This window comes from Streptococcus mitis subsp. hohhotensis, from assembly GCF_020089495.2.
Classification (GTDB): domain Bacteria; phylum Bacillota; class Bacilli; order Lactobacillales; family Streptococcaceae; genus Streptococcus; species Streptococcus hohhotensis.
In genome coordinates this window covers 37,381-59,652 of sequence record NZ_JAIRCA020000014.1, presented here as the reverse complement: position 1 = coordinate 59,652, position 22,272 = coordinate 37,381, and the positions used below count along the sequence as shown (strand labels likewise).

The 22,272-nt window shown below is 39.0% G+C and carries 19 protein-coding genes; 6 read left to right on the top strand and 13 right to left on the bottom strand.

What is annotated here, in order from left to right; genetic code table 11:
* Positions 1-436: 436 nt before the first annotated feature.
* Entirely contained in the window at positions 437-1,018 is a 582-nt protein-coding gene (locus K4Z77_RS06920) for a hypothetical protein (protein WP_224218874.1), read from the top strand.
* 120 nt (positions 1,019-1,138) lie between these two features.
* On the opposite strand, the gene tuf is transcribed toward K4Z77_RS06920, so the two are convergent.
* Together tuf and K4Z77_RS06910 are read right to left on the bottom strand one after the other, a co-directional pair.
* Entirely contained in the window at positions 1,139-2,335 is a 1,197-nt protein-coding gene (tuf, locus tag K4Z77_RS06915) for an elongation factor Tu (protein WP_001040724.1), read from the bottom strand.
* A 199-nt stretch (positions 2,336-2,534) separates the two neighbouring features.
* Positions 2,535-3,644 carry an AI-2E family transporter gene (locus K4Z77_RS06910; RefSeq protein ID WP_224218873.1) on the bottom strand — a complete coding sequence of 370 codons (1,110 nt, stop codon included), beginning with the start codon at positions 3,642-3,644 and terminating at the stop codon, positions 2,535-2,537.
* 102 nt (positions 3,645-3,746) lie between these two features.
* Between K4Z77_RS06910 and pbp3 the strand changes: the two genes are divergently transcribed.
* The gene (gene pbp3 / locus K4Z77_RS06905; protein WP_224218872.1) at positions 3,747-4,988 is read left to right on the top strand and encodes a D-alanyl-D-alanine carboxypeptidase PBP3; all 1,242 of its coding nucleotides are present in this window, start codon (positions 3,747-3,749) and stop codon (positions 4,986-4,988) included.
* A gap of 143 nt (positions 4,989-5,131) precedes the next feature.
* Here pbp3 and K4Z77_RS06900 read toward each other — a convergent pair whose 3' ends face one another.
* The 5 genes from K4Z77_RS06900 to K4Z77_RS06880 all read right to left on the bottom strand — a co-directional run bounded on the left by K4Z77_RS06900 (position 5,132) and on the right by K4Z77_RS06880 (position 9,410).
* Positions 5,132-5,986 (bottom strand): NAD(P)H-hydrate dehydratase, encoded by an 855-nt coding sequence (locus K4Z77_RS06900; RefSeq protein ID WP_224218871.1) that lies wholly within the window; start codon positions 5,984-5,986, stop codon positions 5,132-5,134.
* Between the two features lie 13 nt (positions 5,987-5,999).
* Positions 6,000-6,821, bottom strand: coding sequence for a phosphate ABC transporter ATPase (locus K4Z77_RS06895; protein ID WP_224218870.1), 822 nt, complete (start codon positions 6,819-6,821; stop codon positions 6,000-6,002).
* 136 nt (positions 6,822-6,957) lie between these two features.
* Positions 6,958-7,815 carry a bifunctional methylenetetrahydrofolate dehydrogenase/methenyltetrahydrofolate cyclohydrolase gene (locus K4Z77_RS06890; protein WP_224218869.1) on the bottom strand — a complete coding sequence of 286 codons (858 nt, stop codon included), beginning with the start codon at positions 7,813-7,815 and terminating at the stop codon, positions 6,958-6,960.
* A 177-nt stretch (positions 7,816-7,992) separates the two neighbouring features.
* Complete coding sequence (locus K4Z77_RS06885; RefSeq protein ID WP_224218868.1) at positions 7,993-8,727, bottom strand: amino acid ABC transporter ATP-binding protein; 735 nt, start codon at positions 8,725-8,727, stop codon at positions 7,993-7,995.
* On the bottom strand, positions 8,727-9,410 hold the full coding sequence (locus K4Z77_RS06880; protein ID WP_001011642.1) for an amino acid ABC transporter permease: 684 nt from the start codon (positions 9,408-9,410) through the stop codon (positions 8,727-8,729). Before K4Z77_RS06880 ends, K4Z77_RS06885 begins: the two co-directional genes overlap by 1 nt.
* Before the next feature lie 190 nt (positions 9,411-9,600).
* On the opposite strand from K4Z77_RS06880, the gene K4Z77_RS06875 reads away from it, so the two are divergent.
* The 4 genes from K4Z77_RS06875 (at position 9,601) to K4Z77_RS06860 (ending at position 13,260) form a co-directional block, all read left to right on the top strand.
* A complete protein-coding gene (locus K4Z77_RS06875) occupies positions 9,601-9,831 on the top strand; it encodes a YkuJ family protein (protein WP_224218867.1) in 231 nt (76 codons plus the stop codon).
* A gap of 229 nt (positions 9,832-10,060) precedes the next feature.
* Positions 10,061-12,319 (top strand): ATP-dependent Clp protease ATP-binding subunit, encoded by a 2,259-nt coding sequence (locus K4Z77_RS06870; protein WP_224218866.1) that lies wholly within the window; start codon positions 10,061-10,063, stop codon positions 12,317-12,319.
* 130 nt (positions 12,320-12,449) lie between these two features.
* A complete protein-coding gene (locus tag K4Z77_RS06865) occupies positions 12,450-12,902 on the top strand; it encodes an NUDIX hydrolase (protein ID WP_224218865.1) in 453 nt (150 codons plus the stop codon).
* Between the two features lie 58 nt (positions 12,903-12,960).
* Complete coding sequence (locus tag K4Z77_RS06860; RefSeq protein ID WP_224218864.1) at positions 12,961-13,260, top strand: DUF1827 family protein; 300 nt, start codon at positions 12,961-12,963, stop codon at positions 13,258-13,260.
* A 173-nt stretch (positions 13,261-13,433) separates the two neighbouring features.
* Here the strand turns inward: K4Z77_RS06860 and ezrA are convergent, their stop codons facing one another.
* From ezrA to K4Z77_RS06830, 6 genes are all read right to left on the bottom strand, one after another.
* Complete coding sequence (gene ezrA, locus K4Z77_RS06855) at positions 13,434-15,161, bottom strand: septation ring formation regulator EzrA (protein WP_224218863.1); 1,728 nt, start codon at positions 15,159-15,161, stop codon at positions 13,434-13,436.
* A gap of 82 nt (positions 15,162-15,243) precedes the next feature.
* Positions 15,244-17,190, bottom strand: coding sequence for a DNA topoisomerase (ATP-hydrolyzing) subunit B (gene gyrB / locus K4Z77_RS06850; protein WP_224218862.1), 1,947 nt, complete (start codon positions 17,188-17,190; stop codon positions 15,244-15,246).
* Between the two features lie 14 nt (positions 17,191-17,204).
* Positions 17,205-17,768, bottom strand: a complete 564-nt coding sequence (locus tag K4Z77_RS06845; RefSeq protein ID WP_192852006.1) for an HAD family hydrolase — start codon at positions 17,766-17,768, stop codon at positions 17,205-17,207.
* A gap of 84 nt (positions 17,769-17,852) precedes the next feature.
* The gene (locus K4Z77_RS06840; RefSeq protein ID WP_224218861.1) at positions 17,853-18,407 is read right to left on the bottom strand and encodes a DJ-1 family glyoxalase III; all 555 of its coding nucleotides are present in this window, start codon (positions 18,405-18,407) and stop codon (positions 17,853-17,855) included.
* A 10-nt stretch (positions 18,408-18,417) separates the two neighbouring features.
* The gene (locus K4Z77_RS06835; RefSeq protein ID WP_049499608.1) at positions 18,418-19,641 is read right to left on the bottom strand and encodes an FtsW/RodA/SpoVE family cell cycle protein; all 1,224 of its coding nucleotides are present in this window, start codon (positions 19,639-19,641) and stop codon (positions 18,418-18,420) included.
* Positions 19,642-19,677: 36 nt separating this feature from the next.
* Positions 19,678-22,128, bottom strand: a complete 2,451-nt coding sequence (locus K4Z77_RS06830) for a bifunctional DnaQ family exonuclease/ATP-dependent helicase (protein WP_224218860.1) — start codon at positions 22,126-22,128, stop codon at positions 19,678-19,680.
* Positions 22,129-22,272: the final 144 nt, after the last annotated feature.

Sequence of the window (22,272 nt, the reverse complement as noted above, 5' to 3'; positions counted from 1 at the left end):
TGGGCTTTTATCTGTTTTATCATGGGAAATCCCTCCTTAACTATAAGTTTATCACATAAAAAAGAAACCCAAATACAGAATTGTATTTGAATTTCTTAACTTAATGACATTGATAAATAGACTTGTTTTTTTATTTTTTTGACGTATACTAATAATAGAAAGCGCTTTAAATTAAATAAAAGGAGGTTTTATGAGGAAAGTAAATAAGGACATTTTATTCTTAACTGGAATCATAGTTTTATGTTTTGGTTTTTTATTATTTCACATCAACCCCTATTATGGCGGACCCGATGATACACTGAAAGAAACGATAAATTTATTCTTTTGGCAACTATATTGGAGACCTATAGGAACTCTCAGTATCGTTTTGGGTTGCATTATGACTTTCAAAGGATTGAAAAAATAATCTTTTGATCATGACGAAAGGAAATATTTTATGATTAAACTGAAAATATTGTTTTTCGCTGTTCTATCAAGTCTAGTATTCTTAGTCTCAACATCTACGGTTTTTGCTGATGTCTATCCTGGTACAAATTATGAAATTGTATCTAATCATGTTGTAAAAGATATCAACACAGGAGAGCTATTGTCATTTTATACGACTGAACTTAGGGATACCTATTTGGAGTCTAAATCTATGTATCAGACTCGTTCTAATGCAACTGGTGTTGCAGACTATAGAACTAGCTACTCTTACTCTTACTCTTACAAGAGCAGTGCCACATCAGGAGCTCGAAGTTCAACTGCCTATGGTGGAAAAGCTGGAGCTACCCTAACTATAAGTGCAGGTGTTGGCTTTTCTGCTCCTGAGTCTGGATTTGGACTTAGTTTAAATCACTCAGTCTCCCATAACGTACCACCCTACACTTATGGTTATATTAGACTAAAAGCATCTTACACAGTAAATGTTCGTAAATTAGAAGTTAGATACTTAGGCACCAACAAATGGGTTCCTGCTGGTCAAACCTCTACTATATCGAATGTTAGCGTTTGGAGCGAACTAGTCACTTGGAAATAACTTATTAGATAGATCTGGACTTTACCAGGTCTATCTTTTTACTTTAAAAAAAGAACCTTGCATAGCAAGATTCTTTTAATGTCTGACTTAAATAATTGTTCTTCTGGGAACTAAATCGAATTAAGCTTCGATTTCTGTAACCATACCTGAACCAACAGTACGTCCACCCTCACGGATAGAGAATGTAGTACCTTGTTCTACGGCGATTGGGTGGATCAACTCAACGTCGATTGTCACGTTATCACCAGGCATTACCATTTCAGTACCTGCTGGAAGTTCGATTGAACCTGTAACGTCAGTAGTACGGAAGTAGAATTGTGGACGGTAGTTGTTGAAGAATGGAGTGTGACGTCCACCTTCTTCTTTAGTAAGGATGTAAACTTCACCTTTGAATTTAGTGTGTGGGTTGATTGAACCTGGTTTAGCAATAACTTGTCCACGTTCGATTTCATCACGTTGAACACCACGAAGAAGGACACCTACGTTATCTCCGGCAAGACCTTCGTCAAGTTGTTTACGGAACATTTCAACACCAGTAACAACTGCTTTTTGAGTTTCTTCTTTGATACCAACGATTTCGATTTCGTCGTTGACTTTAACGATACCACGGTCAATACGTCCTGAAGCAACTGTACCACGTCCAGTGATTGAGAATACGTCCTCGACTGGAAGAAGCAATGGTTTGTCAGTGTCACGTTCTGGTTCTGGGATGTACTCATCAACTGTGTTCATCAATTCCATAACGATGTCTTCGTATTTAGAGTCACCTTCAAGGGCTTTAAGAGCTGAACCTTGGATAACTGGAAGATCGTCACCTGGGAAGTCGTATTCTGACAATAGGTCACGGATTTCCATTTCAACCAATTCAAGCAATTCTTCGTCGTCAACCAAGTCAACTTTGTTCATGAAGACGATAAGGTGTTTAACACCAACCTGACGTGAAAGAAGGATGTGCTCACGAGTTTGTGGCATTGGTCCGTCAGTTGAAGCTACTACAAGGATAGCTCCGTCCATTTGAGCGGCACCAGTGATCATGTTTTTAACGTAGTCCGCGTGTCCTGGAGCGTCGATGTGAGCGTAGTGACGTTTTTCAGTTTCGTACTCAACGTGCGCAGTGTTGATTGTGATACCGCGTTCGCGTTCTTCTGGAGCAGCATCGATAGACGCATAGTCTTTCGGTTGGTTAACTGATGAAGGCAAGCGACGTGCCAAAACAGTTGTGATAGCTGCAGTTAGGGTAGTTTTACCGTGGTCAACGTGTCCGATAGTACCAATGTTAACGTGTGGTTTACTACGATCGTATTTTTCTTTTGCCATTTGAGTAAAAGCCTCCAATAAAATATATTTTATAGATAGACAGTAGGCAATACAGTCTAACTTTCCTTACTATTTTATCAAATTTCAGCTAAATTGCAAGTGTTTTACAAAGTTTTTGTGAATTATTCTTAATCAGCTAATCTAATCGGCACTTCTAACCCTATCACTATAAAAAGAAAAATCAGGGGTCTCCTGACTTTTACTTGGTTAATTCTATTTCTCGTTCTTTCATTATTTTATGATTTTCATACAAACGTGATAAGAACTTAGAAATTTCTTTTAAGATAGAATAAGTTGGTACTGCGACAATCATACCAATGACACCATAGATATTACTTGATAACAAAAGTAATACCAAAATTGTAATTGGATGAACCTTCATCACTCCACCAACGATTCGAGGGTAAAGGATGTTCCCATCCACTTGCTGAATGATCAGCATGTAAACAACTGCAATCAGCATTCTATGAGGATCAGTAAAGACATTTGCGACAATCATTGGAATCAAACCAATACTTGGTCCTACATAAGGAATGAGATTAGCCAATCCTGAAAAGATGGCAAAAACCAAAGCGTATTTCAAACCGATTACGCTATATCCGATAAAGGCCAAACAACCAATAATAATCGCATCAATTGCGACTCCACTAATATAGCGAGCAATGGTTGCATTCAAATTTTTTAAAAGGCCTGCAATATGTAGCTTATCTCTCTTTAAAACAGTGCGTTCCAGCATCGGTAAAAATTTGTGACCATCTAACAAAAAATAAACCAAAAACACAGGGGTCATAATAATAATCAAAACGGTACTAAAGAGAGCTGATAGGACACTTCCGACACTATTGGTAACGCTATTTAGGATATTTTGTAAAATATCTACATAGGATAAATTTAACTGTTGAATAGTCGCTTGAATATCTAAATTTTGAAAGGCTGGATAAGTAGATAAATCCACAATCAAATCTTGTAAACGACTATAGATAGTCTGGCTAGTCGTAATCAAGCTGGTCAACTGATTGACCAAAATCGGTAACAGATACACTACCCCAATGACAAGTCCCCAAACCAAGGCACACAAAGTTAGTAGAATACCAATGATACGATTAATTTTGAAATACTTTTGTAAAAAATTTACAATAGGATTGGTCAAATAATATAAAAAACCACCTAGAAGAAAAGGAATCATGATGGTGTTTGCGACGCTTACAAAAGGTGTAATAATCGTTCCCATCTCTCTCCATAAATAGAAGATGATTGTTAATAGTAAAATCTCACTGGTCCAAAAAAATAATTTATTCTTACGAAACATGAGGTACCTCCATTCATCTATTTTACCATACTTTCAAAAAAGCTTCTTTCTTATATCATGAAACTGGGAATATTTTTTTCTTTATGTTAGAATAAACTTACTATGAAAAAAATCATTTTAACTCTACTAAGCTTATCCGTTATTGGCTCAGCATCTACTGTTGCTGCTCAAGATTTTAATGTTGCTGCAAAACATGCCATTGCTGTTGAGGCAAATACTGGAAAAATACTTTATGAAAAAGATGCAACTCAGCCAGTGGAAATCGCTTCAATCACAAAATTGATTACTGTTTACCTGGTCTATGAAGCCTTGGAAAACGGAAGTATTACACTATCCACTCCTGTAGATATTTCTGACTATCCTTACAAATTAACAACTAATTCTGAAGCCAGTAATGTTCCTATGGAGGCCCGTAATTATACTGTGGAAGAGTTGCTTGAAGCAACCCTGGTATCTAGTGCCAACAGCGCCGCTATTGCTCTAGCTGAGAAAATTGCTGGCTCAGAAAAAGATTTCGTCGATATGATGCGAGCAAAACTCTTGGAATGGGGAATCAAAGATGCCACCGTTGTCAATACAACTGGTCTTAACAACGAGACTCTAGGAGATAACATTTACCCAGGGTCTAATAAAGATGATGAAAATAAGCTCAGCGCTTATGATGTTGCTATCGTTGCTCGTAACCTCATCAAAAAATACCCACAAGTCTTAGAAATCACAAAAAAACCTTCTTCTACTTTTGCTGGGATGACAATCACTTCAACCAACTACATGTTAGAAGGCATGCCTGCTTATCGAGGTGGTTTTGATGGCCTTAAAACAGGAACGACAGACAAAGCTGGAGAATCTTTTGTTGGTACTACTGTCGAAAAAGGAATGAGGGTTATCACAGTTGTTTTGAATGCAGATCATCAAGATAATAATCCTTATGCTCGTTTTACAGCTACATCTTCCCTAATGGATTATATTTCTTCTACATTCACACTTCGCAAAATCGTTCAACAAGGCGATGCCTATCAAGATAGTAAAGTCCCTGTACAAGACGGAAAAGAAGATACGGTCACTGCAGTGGCCCCAGAGGATATCTATCTAATTGAACGTGGTGGGAATCAATCTTCCCAATCTATTCAATTCACACCTGATTCTAAAGCAATCCTCGCACCACTTGAAGCTGGAACAGTAGTTGGCCATTTGACTTACGAAGACAAGGATTTGATTGGTCAAGGTTACATTACCACAGAACGTCCTAGTTTCGAAATGGTAGCAGAAAAGAAAGTTGAAAAAGCCTTCTTCTTAAAAGTTTGGTGGAATCAGTTTATCCGATTTATCAACGAGAAATTATAAAACATACTGAGCAAAAGATTGCTCCAAAATAGAAACAGCCCAAAAAGGCTTTAAAGTCAAAAACGCATAGTATCAGGTATTAAACTTGATATTATGCGTTTTATTGTGGTAATATTTACTTCGTTTTCTCCTAAAATTGAATTTTATCCCAGTCTTTTTTGAGATATTTTATTCATTAGTTTAGGAAGACAATTACTAATTTCCGTTGGCAAGACCACATAATGTTCTTGAGCTAATTCTTGAGCTATCGCTGAATGAAGATGAGTCGCTACGGTTACACGCTCATAGAGACTGGCCTGTCGGAATTGACCTGCAAATCCTGCAATCATTCCAGCCAGTGTATCTCCCATTCCCCCAGTCGCCTGATAGGGACCGCCAACCTGTAACTGGTAATAATCAGATTGGCCAGCTTGCCAAATACGAGTAGCTGGACCTTTCTCTACCAAAATTGTTCCTTGAGGGAAAGAAGTCAGGGCACTAGCTGTTGTAGCTTCGTTTTGCTTTTCAATCGTAATTCCAGACAGTTTTTCCCACTCCTTTTGGTGGGGAGTTAGGATAAGCTGGTTAGATGGAAATGACAAACTTGTTCTGGCAAGAATGGTTAAGGCCCCTCCGTCTATAATCAAAATCTGATTTTGGCTTAAATTAACAAAGACTTGTTTTACTAGATTTTCTCCAAAAGCATCGTCTCGTAAACCAGGCCCCAGCAAGACAACTTCTGCCTTCTCCAATTGCTCTTTTAACAATTGCTGGTCTTGAAGAGCAAAGGCCATAGCCTCAGGTAAATGACTGTGCAAAACTGGGATATTTTCTCTATCTGTTCCAATAGTTACCAATCCTGCACCGCTTTTTACAGCTGCTAAAGCAGCCATGATGATGGCACCACCATAAGGATAAGTCCCACCCAGCAACAGCAGACGACCGTAGTCTCCTTTATGACTGGTACGAGAACGTTCAATAATGACTTTTTCTAGTAAGGTTTGATCAATCACCTTCATCTTTTTTCCTCAACTATCCTTTATCTGATTGTTTTAAAACAACTTGATAGACTTTCTTAGTCCACTCTTCTAAGTCTTCTCCAGCATAGTCAAGATAATGCACCCTATCTTGTATTTTAGTTGGAATAATATTTTCAAATTGGCTCTTATTATGAGTTGGAATAATACAAATATACAACTCACTAAATAAATTCAACATGTCCTTAATTTTTGCAACATGGTAGCCATCAAAAATATAACCAGTAACTTTAATCAAATCTGTATAGATAAAATGAAAACTCACTCCAGGAATAAACTTATCTTGTAATTCTTTCTCTGAAGGAGCTCGACCTAATAAACGCTCCATCGCTAATCGATAACCAGAACTTGTATTTGACCACCCTAACATGACATAGTCAAAATAATCTATCGGATCCCATGCAGCATTTCTACTATCCAAAACCAACTCCTCAGCATCTCGCCCAAAGGCTTTCACAGCAGATAAGAGCTGACCTGTTTTAAAGATAGAAATCGCTGCATCTATAGTCGTAGTATGACTACAGTAGTCTGAAGTCACTAACCTCTTATGTAGATCATAAGTCGAGGCTACTCTTTTATCTGTAGGGGTAAATGGTGGCAGAAAGGGATGCTGACAGATGTAATCTAAAATTTCTTTTTTTAAACAAGAATCAGCACACTCAATACTTGTTTGACGTTTATGAAGTTTTTCGTAAGCTATAAATTTAGCAATTTTTTCTAATTCCCACTCTTGAATATTTGGATAATCAATTAGTGCTAAGTAGTATATTCCATCCCATTGTAAACTATATTCCCCATTATAAATTTTTAAAATCATCTAATCACCTCACTCCATTATACAACAAAAAGGAGGCGCATACCTCCTTTTATAAACTTATTTCTAAAATTTAATACTCATTTCTGCCATTTCAGATATAGCTATAAAAAATACACTCTCCTCAGCGAATTTTCTCTTATTTTCTATCCAATGTCCGAAGTGCTGCTTGATAAGTTTGCTCCATCAGCATGGTAATGGTCATAGGGCCGACACCTCCAGGGACTGGCGTGATATGACTAGCAAGTGGGGTAATTGCCTCATAATCAACATCCCCACAGAGCTTACCATTTTCATCACGATTCATCCCAACGTCAATGACTACCGCACCTGGTTTGACAAAGTCAGCAGTCACAAACTTAGCACGACCGATTGCGACCACAAGAATATCTGCTTTCGCAGCCACCTTGGCGAGATTATGGGTGCGTGAGTGAGTCAAGGTCACTGTTGCATTCTTGGCCAAAAGAAGCTGAGCCATGGGTTTTCCAACGATATTGGAACGACCGATGACGACCGCATTTTTACCTTCCAAGTCAATCCCATATTCATGGAACATTTCCATAATTCCTGCAGGTGTCGAAGGAATCATGACTGGATGTCCAGACCAAAGACGCCCCATGTTTAGCGGATGGAAACCATCCACATCCTTTTCTGGATCAATGGCTAATAAAACCGCCTCTTCATCGATATGTTTTGGTAATGGTAACTGAACCAAAATCCCATGCCAAGCTGGATCCTGATTGTATTTGGCAATCAAGTCTAACAATTCCTCTTGAGTAATGGTATCTGGAACTCGCACTACTTCGCTACGGAAACCAGCCGCAAGGGCAGAACGTTCCTTGTTGCGAACGTAGACTTGGCTGGCTGGATTGTCCCCAACCAAAATCACTACCAAACCAGGCACTAGACCTGTTTCGTCCTTTAATTTTGCAGTTTTTTCAGCCAACTGCCCCTGCAATTTGGCCGCTAAAGCTTTCCCATCAATAATCTGTGTCATATCACTTCTCTTTTCTTTCAAATATCTTCCATTATACCAAAAACTGCTAGTACCCTCTAACACTTCTTTCCTAGGCAATCCTATAGTTTCAAACTATAAGAAAAAGCTCTGGTTGAGCTTTCACTAATCTTCTCTTGAACATTTAAAGTTGACTACAAACAACTCCACAAGGATAACTTACAAAACCTTACTCAAGAAGTCTTTAGTCCGTTGTTCTTGGGTTTGTTCAAAAATCTGTTCTGGTGTTCCGTCTTCAACAACCACACCGTCTGCCATAAAGATGACACGGTCTGCCACCTCACGGGCAAATCCCATTTCATGAGTTACGATAACCATGGTCATTCCTGACTTGGCTAGGTCTTGCATAACAGCCAGTACCTCACCTACCATTTCAGGGTCCAGGGCTGAAGTCGGCTCGTCAAAGAGTAAAACATCTGGTTCCATTGCCAAACCACGCGCAATGGCAATCCGCTGTTGCTGGCCACCTGACAAACTCTGTGGATAAGCAGTTGCCTTATCTGGTAAACCAACTTTTTCCAAAAGTTCCTGAGCTCTCTTCTCAGCAACTTCCTTACTTTCACCTTTGGTCTTGATAGGAGACAAGGTGATATTTTCCATAACAGTCATATTAGGAAAGAGATTAAATTGTTGAAAAACCATGCCCATCTTCTCACGCATGGCAAACAGGTCATTCTTCTTGTCCGTAATATCGACTCCCTCAAAGATAACCTTCCCTTTAGTTGCTTCTTCCAACAAATTCATAGAGCGAAGCAAGGTAGATTTCCCGCTCCCCGAAGGACCGATGATCACGACAACTTCTCCTCTTTTAATCTCGAGGTTGATGCCCTTCAATACTTCATTCTTTTCAAAGGATTTATGTAAATTTTCAATTTTTATCAAGGTTTCTGTCATTATTTCTTATCTCCTTGTCCCATACGTTTTTCAAATGCTTTCAAGGCTACTGTCAAAATAGAGGTCATAATCAAATAATAAAAGGCTGCAAATAAAAGTGGAGTTAGAGGTAGATAGGTTGTTGTAGAAACCGTAGTAGCCCCATTCCACAACTCCATAACACCGATAGCTGATAAGAGGGAGCTGTCCTTAATAATGGTGATAAATTCGTTCCCCAATGCTGGCAAAATATTTTTAATTGCTTGTGGCAAAATCACATAGCGCATGGCATTTTTAGGACGAATCCCTAAAGAATAGGCCGCCTCTAATTGCCCCTTAGGAACCGCATTAATTCCGGCACGAACAGTCTCAGAAACATAAGCACCACTGTTCATAGAAATAATCAAAATCCCTGGAATCAGACGAGAAAGATCAACACCCAAAATCCCAACCTGAATAGTCGGAGCATTGATGTGCATAAGGGCAAAGGCAATCATAATCTGAACCATCATCGGTGTCCCACGGAAAATCCAAACGTACAAGTTGGCGAGCCAGACAAGCGGTTTAAACTTTGAACGTTGCCCAAAAGCCAAGACAACACCCAAAATAGTTCCCAAAAAGACAACACATATAGAAATAAGAACCGTCACAACAGCCCCATAGTTAAAATAAGGTAAATACTTAGGTAAAAAAGAGAAATTCATAGTCACACTGCTTTCTAAAATAGAATACTGTATGATTATAACATGAATTGAATTAAAATTCAAACTTTTTATCCAATTTATTCAAAAAAACTTTAAACTAGTAGAATTAGCGAGAAATCTTAGTTTTTTCTAGTCAAGTTGGCCCCCTTTATGGTAAAATAGTAACGATAAGAAATGAAGGAGAATCAAAATGGAATCACATTTGGTTAGAATCATCAACCGCCTTGAAGCAATGGCAAAAGACGGCGGAAATTTAAAACGTAATTTTGAACGCGAAGGAGTTGTTGTTGCAGAAGTTGCATACAGCCACGACGAAGAAAACGGTTCAATCTTTACCCTTCGTGATGTCGAAGCTCACGAAACTTATACGTTTGACAGCATTGACTTGATTGCAATGGAGATTTACGAACTCCTTTACTAATATAAAACAAGCTGGGATTGCCCCTGCATGTCTAACCAAAATCCTTTTTGTCTCACAAATAGGATTTTTTTATAGTCCAAATCCACTAAGATTTTCATTGTAACAACTTCTCAAAGCTACAATCTTTTTACTTGCTTTACACCCCAATCCTGTTATAATGAGAGTATAGAAATTTGACTATTTTTGACCTTTAAACAGGTCAGGCTAAAGAAAGAAATGAGGTAGATGTATGCTTTGTCAAAACTGTAAAATCAACGACTCAACAATTCATCTTTATACCAATCTCAATGGAAAACAAAAGCAAATTGACCTCTGTCAAAACTGCTATAAGATTATCAAAACAGATCCTAACAATAGCCTCTTTAAAGGTATGACAGATTTGAATAATCGTGACTTTGATCCTTTTGGTGATTTCTTCAATGACTTAAACAATTTTAGACCTTCTAACAACACTCCTCCTACTCCCCCAACCCAATCAGGTGGAGGTTACGGTGGTAACGGCGGTTATGGTTCCCAAAATCGTGGACCTGCTCAAACTCCACCACCAAGCCAAGAAAAAGGCCTGCTGGAAGAATTTGGTATTAATGTAACTGAGATTGCTCGTCGTGGCGATATCGACCCCGTTATTGGACGAGATGATGAGATTATCCGTGTCATCGAAATTCTCAATCGTAGAACTAAGAATAATCCTGTTCTTATCGGTGAACCAGGTGTCGGAAAAACGGCCGTTGTCGAAGGTCTAGCTCAGAAAATCGTTGATGGAGATGTTCCGCATAAACTCCAAGGTAAACAAGTTATCCGCTTAGATGTAGTTAGCTTGGTCCAAGGAACAGGTATCCGAGGACAATTTGAAGAACGCATGCAAAAACTCATGGAAGAAATTCGCAAACGTGAAGACATCATCCTCTTTATCGATGAAATCCATGAAATTGTTGGTGCGGGTTCTGCGGGCGATGGCAATATGGATGCAGGAAATATCCTCAAGCCAGCCCTTGCTCGTGGCGAACTGCAACTGGTCGGCGCAACTACCCTAAATGAATACCGTATCATTGAAAAGGATGCGGCCCTAGAACGTCGTATGCAGCCTGTTAAAGTCGATGAACCAACGGTGGAGGAAACAATCACTATCCTCAAAGGGATTCAAAAAAAATACGAAGACTACCACCACGTTCAATATACCGATGCTGCGATTGAAGCAGCTGCAACTCTTTCCAATCGTTACATCCAAGATCGCTTCTTACCTGACAAGGCCATTGACCTCCTAGATGAAGCTGGTTCTAAGATGAACTTGACCTTGAATTTTGTCGATCCTAAAGTGATTGATCAACGCTTGATTGAGGCTGAAAATCTCAAATCTCAAGCTACACGGGAGGAAGATTTTGAGAAGGCCGCCTATTTCCGCGACCAGATTGCCAAGTATAAGGAAATGCAAAAGAAAAAGGTCACAGACCAGGATACTCCTATCATCAGCGAGAAAACCATTGAGCACATTATCGAGCAGAAAACCAATATCCCTGTTGGTGATTTGAAAGAGAAAGAACAATCTCAACTCATCCATTTAGCCGAAGATCTTAAGTCTCATGTTATTGGTCAAGATGATGCAGTCGATAAGATTGCCAAGGCTATTCGCCGTAATCGTGTTGGACTTGGTACGCCTAACCGTCCAATTGGAAGCTTCCTCTTTGTCGGGCCAACGGGTGTCGGTAAGACAGAACTTTCCAAACAACTAGCTATCGAACTCTTTGGTTCTGCTGACAGTATGATTCGCTTTGATATGAGTGAATATATGGAAAAACACAGTGTAGCTAAGTTGGTCGGCGCCCCTCCAGGTTATGTTGGCTACGATGAGGCTGGGCAATTAACTGAAAAAATCCGTCGCAATCCATATTCTCTTATCCTCTTGGATGAAGTGGAAAAAGCTCATCCAGATGTCATGCATATGTTCCTTCAAGTCTTAGATGATGGACGTTTAACAGATGGTCAAGGACGTACCGTCAGCTTCAAGGATGCCATTATTATCATGACTTCAAATGCAGGTACAGGTAAGGCTGAAGCCAGCGTTGGATTTGGGGCTGCTAGAGAAGGACGTACCAACTCTGTTCTTGGTGAACTCGGTAACTTCTTTAGCCCAGAGTTTATGAACCGTTTTGATGGTATTATCGAATTTAAGGCTCTCAGCAAAGATAACCTCCTTCAGATTGTCGAGCTCATGCTTGCAGATGTTAACAAACGTCTTTCTAGCAACAATATTCATTTAGATGTAACTGAAAAGGTCAAAGAAAAATTAGTTGACCTCGGTTATGATCCAAAAATGGGAGCACGCCCACTTCGTCGTACTATTCAAGACTATATTGAGGACGCAATCACTGACTACTACCTTGAAAATCCAAGTGAAAAAGACCTAAAGGCAGTTATGACCAGCAAGGGCAAGATTCAAATCAAATCTGCCAAAAAAGCAGAAGTTAAAACTTCTGAGACAGAAAAATAAATACTATAGAAAAGGAGTAGAAAATGAAATTTTTCTGCTTCTTTTTGACTAAAATAACTGTAATTTCTTGACAGCTTGCCCTTTGTCCATTATGATAATAATAACGATACTAGATAATGAGGAAAATTCAATGGCAAACCCAACTTTTGGAGAAAAAAAAGCGAATACAGACTATGTTGCACGCTATGGAGTGTATGCAGTTATCCCTGACGCTGAACAAAAACAAATTGTTCTTGTTCAAGCACCTAATGGTGCTTGGTTCTTACCAGGTGGCGAAATTGAATCAGGTGAAAATCATCAGGAAGCCCTAAAGCGTGAATTGATTGAAGAGCTTGGTTTCACAGCTGAAATTGGTACCTATTACGGACAAGCTGACGAATATTTCTACTCTCGTCACCGTGATACCTACTACTACAATCCTGCCTACCTCTATGAAGCGACATCTTTCAAGGAAGTTCAAAAACCACTAGAAGACTTTAATCATATTGCCTGGTTCCCTATTGACGAGGCTATTAAAAATCTCAAACGTGGTAGTCATAAATGGGCCATTCAATCTTGGAAAAAACAGCATAAGATTGACTAAATCAAGCTACTTTATTCAAAAAGTGCTATAATAGTATTAGAAAATCGGAGGAAATATTATGAAGCTTATCAATACGACAAACTCACACTCGCAACTTGTAAAAGGCCAGCTAGAGAGTACAGATGCAACTCTTGTTGAGGTCTATTCTGCTGGAAATACAGATGTTATTTTTACCCAAGCTCCGCTTCACTATGAAATCCTCATCTCAAATAAACACCGTGCTATTCGAGAAACTGAAATCGAAGCCATCCAAGAATTTTTCTTGCAACGTAAAATTGATAAGGACTCTATTGATGAGGCCAATATCAAAACCCTCTACTCAGAAAAATTAATTGGGATTTCGATTCCAATCAAATAAAATTTTGGAGAGATTAGAAAGCTATTGAACCTTATAGACCAAACATAGGTTCTGACTTGCTTTTTAAATTGTCTCCAATTTTTTATCTTGAGATCTTATCATACAAGATTTTATAGACAAATAATAAAAAAGATTTGATTCTGCTTCTCACACAATCAAATCTTTTTCTTTTATTAAAAACGAATCGTTTCACGTGTTTTCTCATACGAGGTAACAAAGCGGTTGGTTACACCAGGCTCTGCCACTTCCAATGCTTGAGAAATCTTGTCAAATGAAGCGTGGTAATCAAATTCTTTCTCAAAAATGTCCAAAGCTTCATTAAAGGCTTCTTGAATGCGCTCATCAAATGAGCGGTAACGGTTAGAATATTGTAAGAGTTGTTCTGTCAAGGTTGCATACTGAACAATATTATAAGTTTCCGTTTCTAAAGCTTCCATATCATTCGTTGCAATTTCAAGAATACGGTTAACTGATTCTATATTGACTAAGTTTTGATCTAATTCAGCCATTAGATCTTCCGTATTATTACTTGCTGTAAAGAATAACTTCAAGAAAGTTTGTGGAATACCAGGTAGGTTCCGTTTTTCCATATATCTCTTGATTGTATGGAGACGATTAACATATACATTTGCCTTTTGACGTGCATTGATATCATCTTTCTCAATTCGTGCAAGACGCTCACTAACTGAAATCTGTTCATCTTCAATCTCTTTAAGATTTTCCTGTAAAGATTCAAGATTTTCTTCAAGAATTGAATATGCTTGAGTTGGTTCATCTTGATTTGAAGTTGCCTCAATAATAGCAGTCTCAAAGTTTTCTAATTCACCCTGTAAACGACGAACATGACTTGCATCCGATTCAGAAAGTAAATAACTTTTACTCAAACGCTCAATATCTTCTATCAATAAAGCATTATTTTCCTTCATGTGTTGAAGATAAGTAGGAAGTGTTGCTACTAAACCTTCTACCACTTTCTGTGCAGCAATTTCTCGTGTAAAAATATCATAAAGTGCATTAATCTCTTCTTGGATTTGAGTATTTTCATACTCAGCATTATCCAACTCTAATTGCGCAATATTCTCATGATTTTTCTTGAGAGCTTCATAAAGCAGTTGGAAACGCGCTTCAATATCCGTTTCAGCAAAATGATAATTAGCATCTAAAAGTTTACGATAGCCATCCTCTAAATCTTCTAGCTGATCAGGTAGCTCTTTAGATAATGTTGTTACGACTGCTGGTATACGATCAACAATATGGGTCAAAGCCAAAATATGATTTTCAGCATTATCCAAAATCACAGCAGCTTCTACTGGGTCACCAGACGAATTTAAAGTTACAAACTGAGAAAACTCTGATTGGATATTTTCCAATTGTTTTTCAATTTCAGATAAGCCTTGTCCATATTCTTCAGAATGATCAGCAACTCTGTGTTGTAACTCTTCAAACAAGTCCAAGGTATGAAGAACACGTCCACTATTTTTAGACTCTTGTTTCTCCAAATCTGCCAAGGCATTGCGAATTGCCGCAATATCTTCTTCAATCAAGGTAATTTGACTCTCGATTTGATCAATTTGATGACTAGCCTTGAAAAAACGGAATGAGTTATTGTAGCCTTCTGCCTCGAAAAGATTATTTTCAATATCGGCAAAAGAATTAAGAGATAAATCAACCCATTTTTGATTCCATTCACGGAAAGTCACCTGACTTTGTCCAATCAAGTGCATATTTTTTACTGCTTCAACTTCATCGTTTACTGGAAGATTGTACAGCTCTTCTTTTTTCTCTTCTAAAATTGCTAGTTTACTTTCATTGCGTTTCCTTACATAGATTGCGATAGCATAAGCAATGACCAATAAAACTGCAACTGCAATTATCAAATAAATTACTAGGCTAGCAGACATATTAAACTCCTTTTTTTACTTGAAACAATCGTAATGATTATATCATATTTTTTAGACCAAGGGAACTACTTCTCCCGATTTTTTAGACATCAAGTGTACTATAGACAGCATTTTCTTCGATAAACTCACGACGAGGCTCTACTCGATCCCCCATCAACATATCAAAGATTTTATCTGCTTCTGCAGCATCATCCACAGAAACTCTGGCCATCAAACGATGTTCAGGATCCATGGTTGTTTCCCATAACTGATGGTCGTCCATTTCACCTAGACCCTTATAACGCTGAATAGTCGGTTTGGTACGACCTTCACTATAACGGGCCAAGGCTTCTTGGAGTTTGATTTCTTGATCTGCACCTGGCTGGATGTATTCTTTAATCTCACTTCCAACCTTGACACCATAGATTGGTGGTTGGGCGATATAAACATAACCAGCTTCTAGGATTGGTTTCATATAACGATAAATCAAGGTCAAAAGAAGGGTACGAATGTGGGCTCCATCGACATCGGCATCGGTCATCAAAACGAGTTTTTGGTAACGGGCTTTCGAAACATCAAATTCTGCTCCAAATCCTGTTCCCATCGCTGTGAAAAGACTACGAATTTCTTCATTAGCAAGAATCTTATCCATACTAGCTTTTTCAACGTTCAAAATCTTACCGCGAATTGGAAGGATAGCCTGAAATTCACGGTTACGACCAGATTTGGCTGATCCACCAGCTGAGTCTCCTTCGACGATGAAGAGTTCTGTTTCCGCAGGATTGTTAGAAGAACAGTCTGCTAGTTTCCCTGGAAGGTTGGAAATTTCCAAACCAGATTTTTTACGAGTAACTTCACGCGCACGCTTGGCAGCCACACGAGCCTTAGCAGCTAAAATCCCTTTTTCCACGATACGCTTGGCGATCTGTGGATTTTCCATAAGGAAATCAGAGAAGGCATCGCTGAAGAGGCGATTGGTAATCTTGACCACTTCGCTGTTTCCCAGTTTGGTCTTGGTTTGTCCTTCAAACTGTGGATTCGGGTGTTTAACTGAGATAACTGCAGTTAATCCTTCGCGTACATCTTCCCCTGTTAAGTTGTCTTCATTATCTTTAAGCAACTTATTTTTACGAGCATAATCGTTGATAACACGAGTCAAGGCTGTACGGAAACCTTGTTCATGCGTTCCACCTTCATGGGTATGAATATTATTGGCGAAACTCATGACGTTTTCATGGTAACCCGTTGTGTACTGCATGGCTACTTCAACTGTGATATCATCCATCTCACCGTCAGTATAGATCGGTGTATCAAAGATAACATCCTTGTTCTCGTTGATATATTCAACGTAACTAGCAATCCCACCTACATAATGATAATGCTTGGTTTGTTCTAAACCTTCACGCTTATCTGTGATGGAAATTCGTAAACCACGATTTAGAAAGGCCAACTCTTGAATACGTTTATTTAATTTATCGAAATCAAATGTTGTTGTTTCAGTAAAAATTTCTGGGTCTGGTGTGAAGTGAACCGTTGTTCCCGTTTTATCTGTATCTCCGACTACCTCAAGGTCTGCGACAACATGACCACGACGGTATTCTTGGTAATAAATCTTACCATTTTTATGGACATGAACGTCTAATTGAGTTGAAAGGGCGTTAACAACTGAGGACCCCACTCCGTGAAGACCACCTGAGACCTTATATCCGCCACCGCCAAACTTTCCTCCAGCGTGAAGAACAGTAAAGACAGTCTCAACGGCAGGTCGACCTGTTTTTTCCTGAATATCGACTGGGATACCACGCCCATCATCGACAACAGTAATCGAATCATCTGGCTCAATAAAGACTTGGATATGGCTAGCAAATCCTGCCAAGGCCTCGTCAATTGAGTTATCAACAATTTCCCAGACTAGATGGTGAAGACCTTCTTTTGAGGTTGACCCGATATACATTCCTGGACGCATACGAACAGCCTCTAAGCCTTCTAAAACTTGAATTTGACTGGCATCATAATCTTGTGCCTGCAGATTTTTGATTTCTTCTGTCATCTTTTCCCTTTTTCTTACATGTCTAATACTTGTCTTAAATTCACGATACTAGTAAACAAGTGGGTAGCTAGTCCTGCAGATTGCCCTGCTTCAATATCAATCGGTCGATCACCAATGACAAGGCCAGAGCTAATCTGATACTTTTCTCTTAAATAAATCATGGACTCAGGATTTGGTTTTCTCTTAAAGCCTGAGTTAGAAGTCACCACTTCTGTAAAATAAGCTGCTATAGAGGTTTTTTCTAAAATTTCTAAGACCTGATCATTTCGATGAGAGACCAAAAAATGACGGCCACCTTGATTTGAGATATCTTTCAATAAATCAGCAACTCCATCAAACAAAATCGGATGTTCTAGCTCTCTGGCTTCATTTTCCTTGTACTTTTCTAAAAAATGCTCTAAATTGGGAGCGAATGTCTCAATCGCAAAATCAGTAGAAACCTTTAAAGCCTGATAGACGCTGTCATGGTCCTGTGTGATACCATACAGCGCTAAAGTTTCAACAAATGCAGCTGTTGAAGTTTCATAATTATCCAGTAAAGTTCCACCTAAATCCCAGATGTAATCGTGATATTTCATACCCTTCATTATAGCATTTTTTTATGAAAAAAGCGATGATTTCCTAGATTTTTCCAAGTAAAAAACGAGAGTTTGACTCCCGTTTTACTGATTTTTACCAAAGACATCTCGATAGAGCATTCCTGTTCGTAAAGTCTCTGCATCTCCTCCTAATTGCTCTACCAGCTCGTAGGCAAAGGCAAGGGCTGTCGAGGGACCTCGACTGGTTGTCAAATGACCATCCACCACTACTGTTTCCTTGACGTAGTGACCATCAAAAATTTGCTCTTGAACACCATCATAACAAGTGTACTGCTTGTTTTTCAATAGCCCTGCTTGATTGAGGGCAATTGGCGCAGCACAAATGGCTGCTAGTTTTTTTCCTTCTTGCTCGAAGCTTTGCAATTCTTGCATCAAGGCCTGATTATCGCGCAAATGTGCAGAACCAGGCATGCCGCCAGGAAGAACAACCATATCATAGTCTGATAAATCACCATCAAAGACACGATCTGCTCTGACTTGGATTGCATGCGAACCAGTCACTTGCTCTTCAAACCCAACCATATCACAAGTGATATTTGCCCGACGCAAAACATCCACAACTGTCAAAGCTTCAATTTCTTCAAAGCCCTGAGCCAACATAACTGCTACTTTTACCATGATTTTCTCCTTATTTGATTTGTTTTAATACAACCTTTTTCCGCTTGAATGGGACTTTTCCGCTCTTTTCTTCAGCTAGATTGGTCTGGTAACTCATAGATAAAAGTAAGCCCACACCAATCAGATTACTGATAATAGCCGATCCCCCTTGAGAAATAAAAGGCAAGGGAATACCCGTCAAAGGAAGCAAACCTGTCACGGCACCGATATTCTCAAAGATATGGAAGAGCAACATCATAATCAAACCTGTGGAAATATAGGTGTAGAACTGGTTATTTGATCTAAGAGTAATCTTCAACATACGGTAAATCAGCATGAGATAAAGGGCGATAACAAGGACAGAGCCAATAAAGCCAAAATCTTCTGCAATGACCGTGAAAATCATATCCGACTCTCTAACTGGAATAAGCAGATTCGAAGCATTAAATCCTTGACCAAATAAGCCACCGCTTCCAATGGCAATCTGTCCTTGAGCCTGTTGGTAAGTAGTTGTTTGGGCAAAGTCAAATGGATTAAGCCAAGCCAAGATACGATTGATTTGGTAGGTCGGCATGCCCAGTTGATGGAGAAAAGCCCGACCGTCCTTGCTGATAAAGATGGCTAGAAAACCAGCAATTCCTGTTACAGCAGTCACAAATACTGGGATAATAATTTTCCAAGAAACGCCCGATAATAAAACGATTCCTGAGAAAATAGCCACAAAAACTAAGGCCGTCCCCAAGTCACTTTGAAGTGCCAAAAGAACTAGGACTGGAATGGTAAAGAGAATCATCCAGAAAATCAACAAGAAGTCCAGCGGAACTGTGCGTCTCCATTCCTTATGTTTTTTGGTAAACTGGACAATCACACGAGCCAACATGAGGATATAGGATATCTTCATAAATTCTGACGGTTGGAACAAGGTAACACCATTTACCGATACCCAGTTTTTGGCACCCGTTGATGCAACTAAGCTTGGATTATAAAAGACAATCGGTAAAACCATAAGTCCCAAGCCTAAAATATATAGAAAGGGTGTCACCTTCCAAAGAAATTCAGTATTAAAGAGCATGACGATAAAACCAATCACAAGTCCCATGGCGATCCAGGCGACCTGCTGCCCTAAAATGGGCAAAATATTGTTTGGATAATCATGACTAACAGCTATATAAATAGCCACCACGCCAATAACCAGTAGAAAAAATACTGGCAAGAGCAAACTATAATCGACTCTAGAGTCGAGAGAACGTTTCATATATACTAACCTTATACTTTCATACAATATTATTTATCAAAGTTCATTTAAAAATTTATCAATAGCCTCATCAACTTCGGATCGAGAGACGGTTTTAACGGTCGCTTCTTTTGCTAGAGAAGTCACAATTTGTTTGCCATATCGCTTTCCGACAATTCTCCTATCCAAAATAAGAGTTAAGGAACGTTGGTGTTCGCGTCTCATACTTCTTCCCAAAGCCTGTTTTAAACGAATAATAGCCATTGGCAACTGATAATCATAAAAGGCATTTTTTCCTTCTTGAATCAATTCCTGATTGATTTTTTTCGTCAAGGGCTCTTGGGGATTTTGGAAAGGAAGTCTTGGTACAACTTGAATCACAAAAGGATGACTTGAAAAGTCAACTCCCTCCCAGAAACTTGCGGCACCAAGCAGGATTTGTTGTTCACCTTTTTCAAAGCGCTTCTTAAGCTGATGAACATCCCCATTTTTATACTGGGCTAAATGACTTACAGGGAGTAAATTTGATACTGCTAGAAGCATGTCTTTGGCAGTAAAGAGAGCCAAAATCGGTTGCTGGAAAGCTTGAATTTCCACTAGTAAATCAGCTACCTCTTTGGCGTAAACTTCTAAGGAAGTTTCTGTCACCAGAGGGAAATCTTTGACCAAGACCACTTCTTGATTCTGTTTTCCCCGAGCCTCAATCTTGATAAATTTGGCTTCAGGATAACCTAAAAGGGCTGCCAAAGAAACCCTCTGACTAATTTCAAGAGTGGCCGACACTCCCAAGACTTGACATGAATCAGGCACTAAGGAAGATAGAAGAATACGGCCTGATTTTGTAGAAGAAATCTGAATTTTCTTCTGACTCGTTTCAGTTGCTTCAAGCCAGTAATCACCTTCAGCTGTAAAATAGCGAACCAGTTCCTCAAAACCTTCTACTTCTAATTCTGAAAAATACTGGTGGAGATTGGCCAGAGAATCTAAGATATTTTTTCTAGATTTGCCAGACTGAAATTGTTCTATCAAGTAGAGGCACTCAAAGCGAATACTTTCTAATATTCGTTGCTGGACCTTATTTTGCTCCTCCAGTAAAGCCTTATCAAGCAAATCGATAATAGACTGGATATCGTAGGTCTCTTGAAGCAGATTTTCTAGAGCCAACAAACCTTTTTGGACTTCATCAATAATCAATAAACGGTCACTGACAAATTCAGGATTATCTTCAAGTCTGGTTACAAGATAGGCATGATTAGTCACTAAAAGCTTGCAGGTTTGTGCCCTTTCTTGACTACGTTTCCAAAAATCTTCCGTCACAAATAAGCTCTTGGACGATAAATTCCCATCATGACGAAGGTCTGTTAGAAAATGTTGGTAACGGTAGAGTTGACCAATCTCATCCAAATCTCCTGTCTCAGTCTCTGTCAGCCAGACCAAGACTTGCATTTTAAAGCGTCTAAATAAGCGATTTTCATCATTTTCCTGCAAGGAACGATAAAAGGCATCCAGCTTCAGATAATTTTGAGGCCCCTTTAAACTATGAATATCTATATGGAACACTTCCTTAAGACGTTTACCCTCTTCTTCCATGATTTGATTTTGAAGAATCTTTGTCGGAACACTAAGGACAATTTGACGCTCTTTCATTTGAGATAAAGCGGGTAAGAGATAGCCATAGGTTTTCCCAATCCCTGTCGGTGCTTGAATCAGAGAGACAGTCTCATCTTTCAATAGCAAGCTAACCTCTTTAGCAAAACTTTCTTGCTCTTCCCTTACTTCAAGGTTCAACAGAGAAATATTTTTAGAAAAATCCTGAGATAATTTTCGTGGCTCATTGGGAACTGCAAGTTTCTTGAAATACAGTCCTTGAACTTGGACCAAGTCAGAAGAGCTCAGGATAGATTGGCTGCGATAAATTTCTTCAATAACTAGGTAGGACTCATATAGGAGGGCGTCAGCCATTTCCAGCAAGTGTTCCAAGAGACCTTTAGGAAGCTGAGCCATCTTTTCCCGTAGAAATAAGAGTAATTCCGCAGTAGCTTGGGCATCGGAAAGGGCTGTGTGAGCGTGCTTAAGAGGAATTCCTAATTCTCGGCACAATATCGGCAAACTATATTTTTCCAGTTCAGGGAAAAAGACCTGGGACAATTCGACCGTGTCAACACGAGGATTTCTTAGTTCATAGCCTTCAAAAAATAAATTTTCCGCCAAGAGATTGGCATCAAACTGAACATTATGGGCTACAAAAATCCCATCCTCCACCAAGTCAAAGATTTTTCTAGCAACTTGCGAAAAATCAGGTGCTTGCGCCAGACGTTGATCTGTCAATCCTGTCAGTTCTTTGATATGAGCATCCAAGGGTTCATGTGGATTGACATCCGTCGTATAGTGATCGACGATTTTTCCGTCCTCAATCACGACAATTCCCACTTGGATAATTTTAGCCTTACTACCTGTGCTAGTTGCCTCTAAATCAACCACAACATAGCGATTACCAATCGTTTTCATTATAAAAAATTATACCAAAAAAAGGGCCATTTGGCACCTGCAAACATAGGATAATTTTCAAACTCAAGAACACTACTTGTCTTAAAATTCCCAGTAAACAGAGCATCCTAGCCTACTGATTTTTTGAAAATATTGGACAATAAG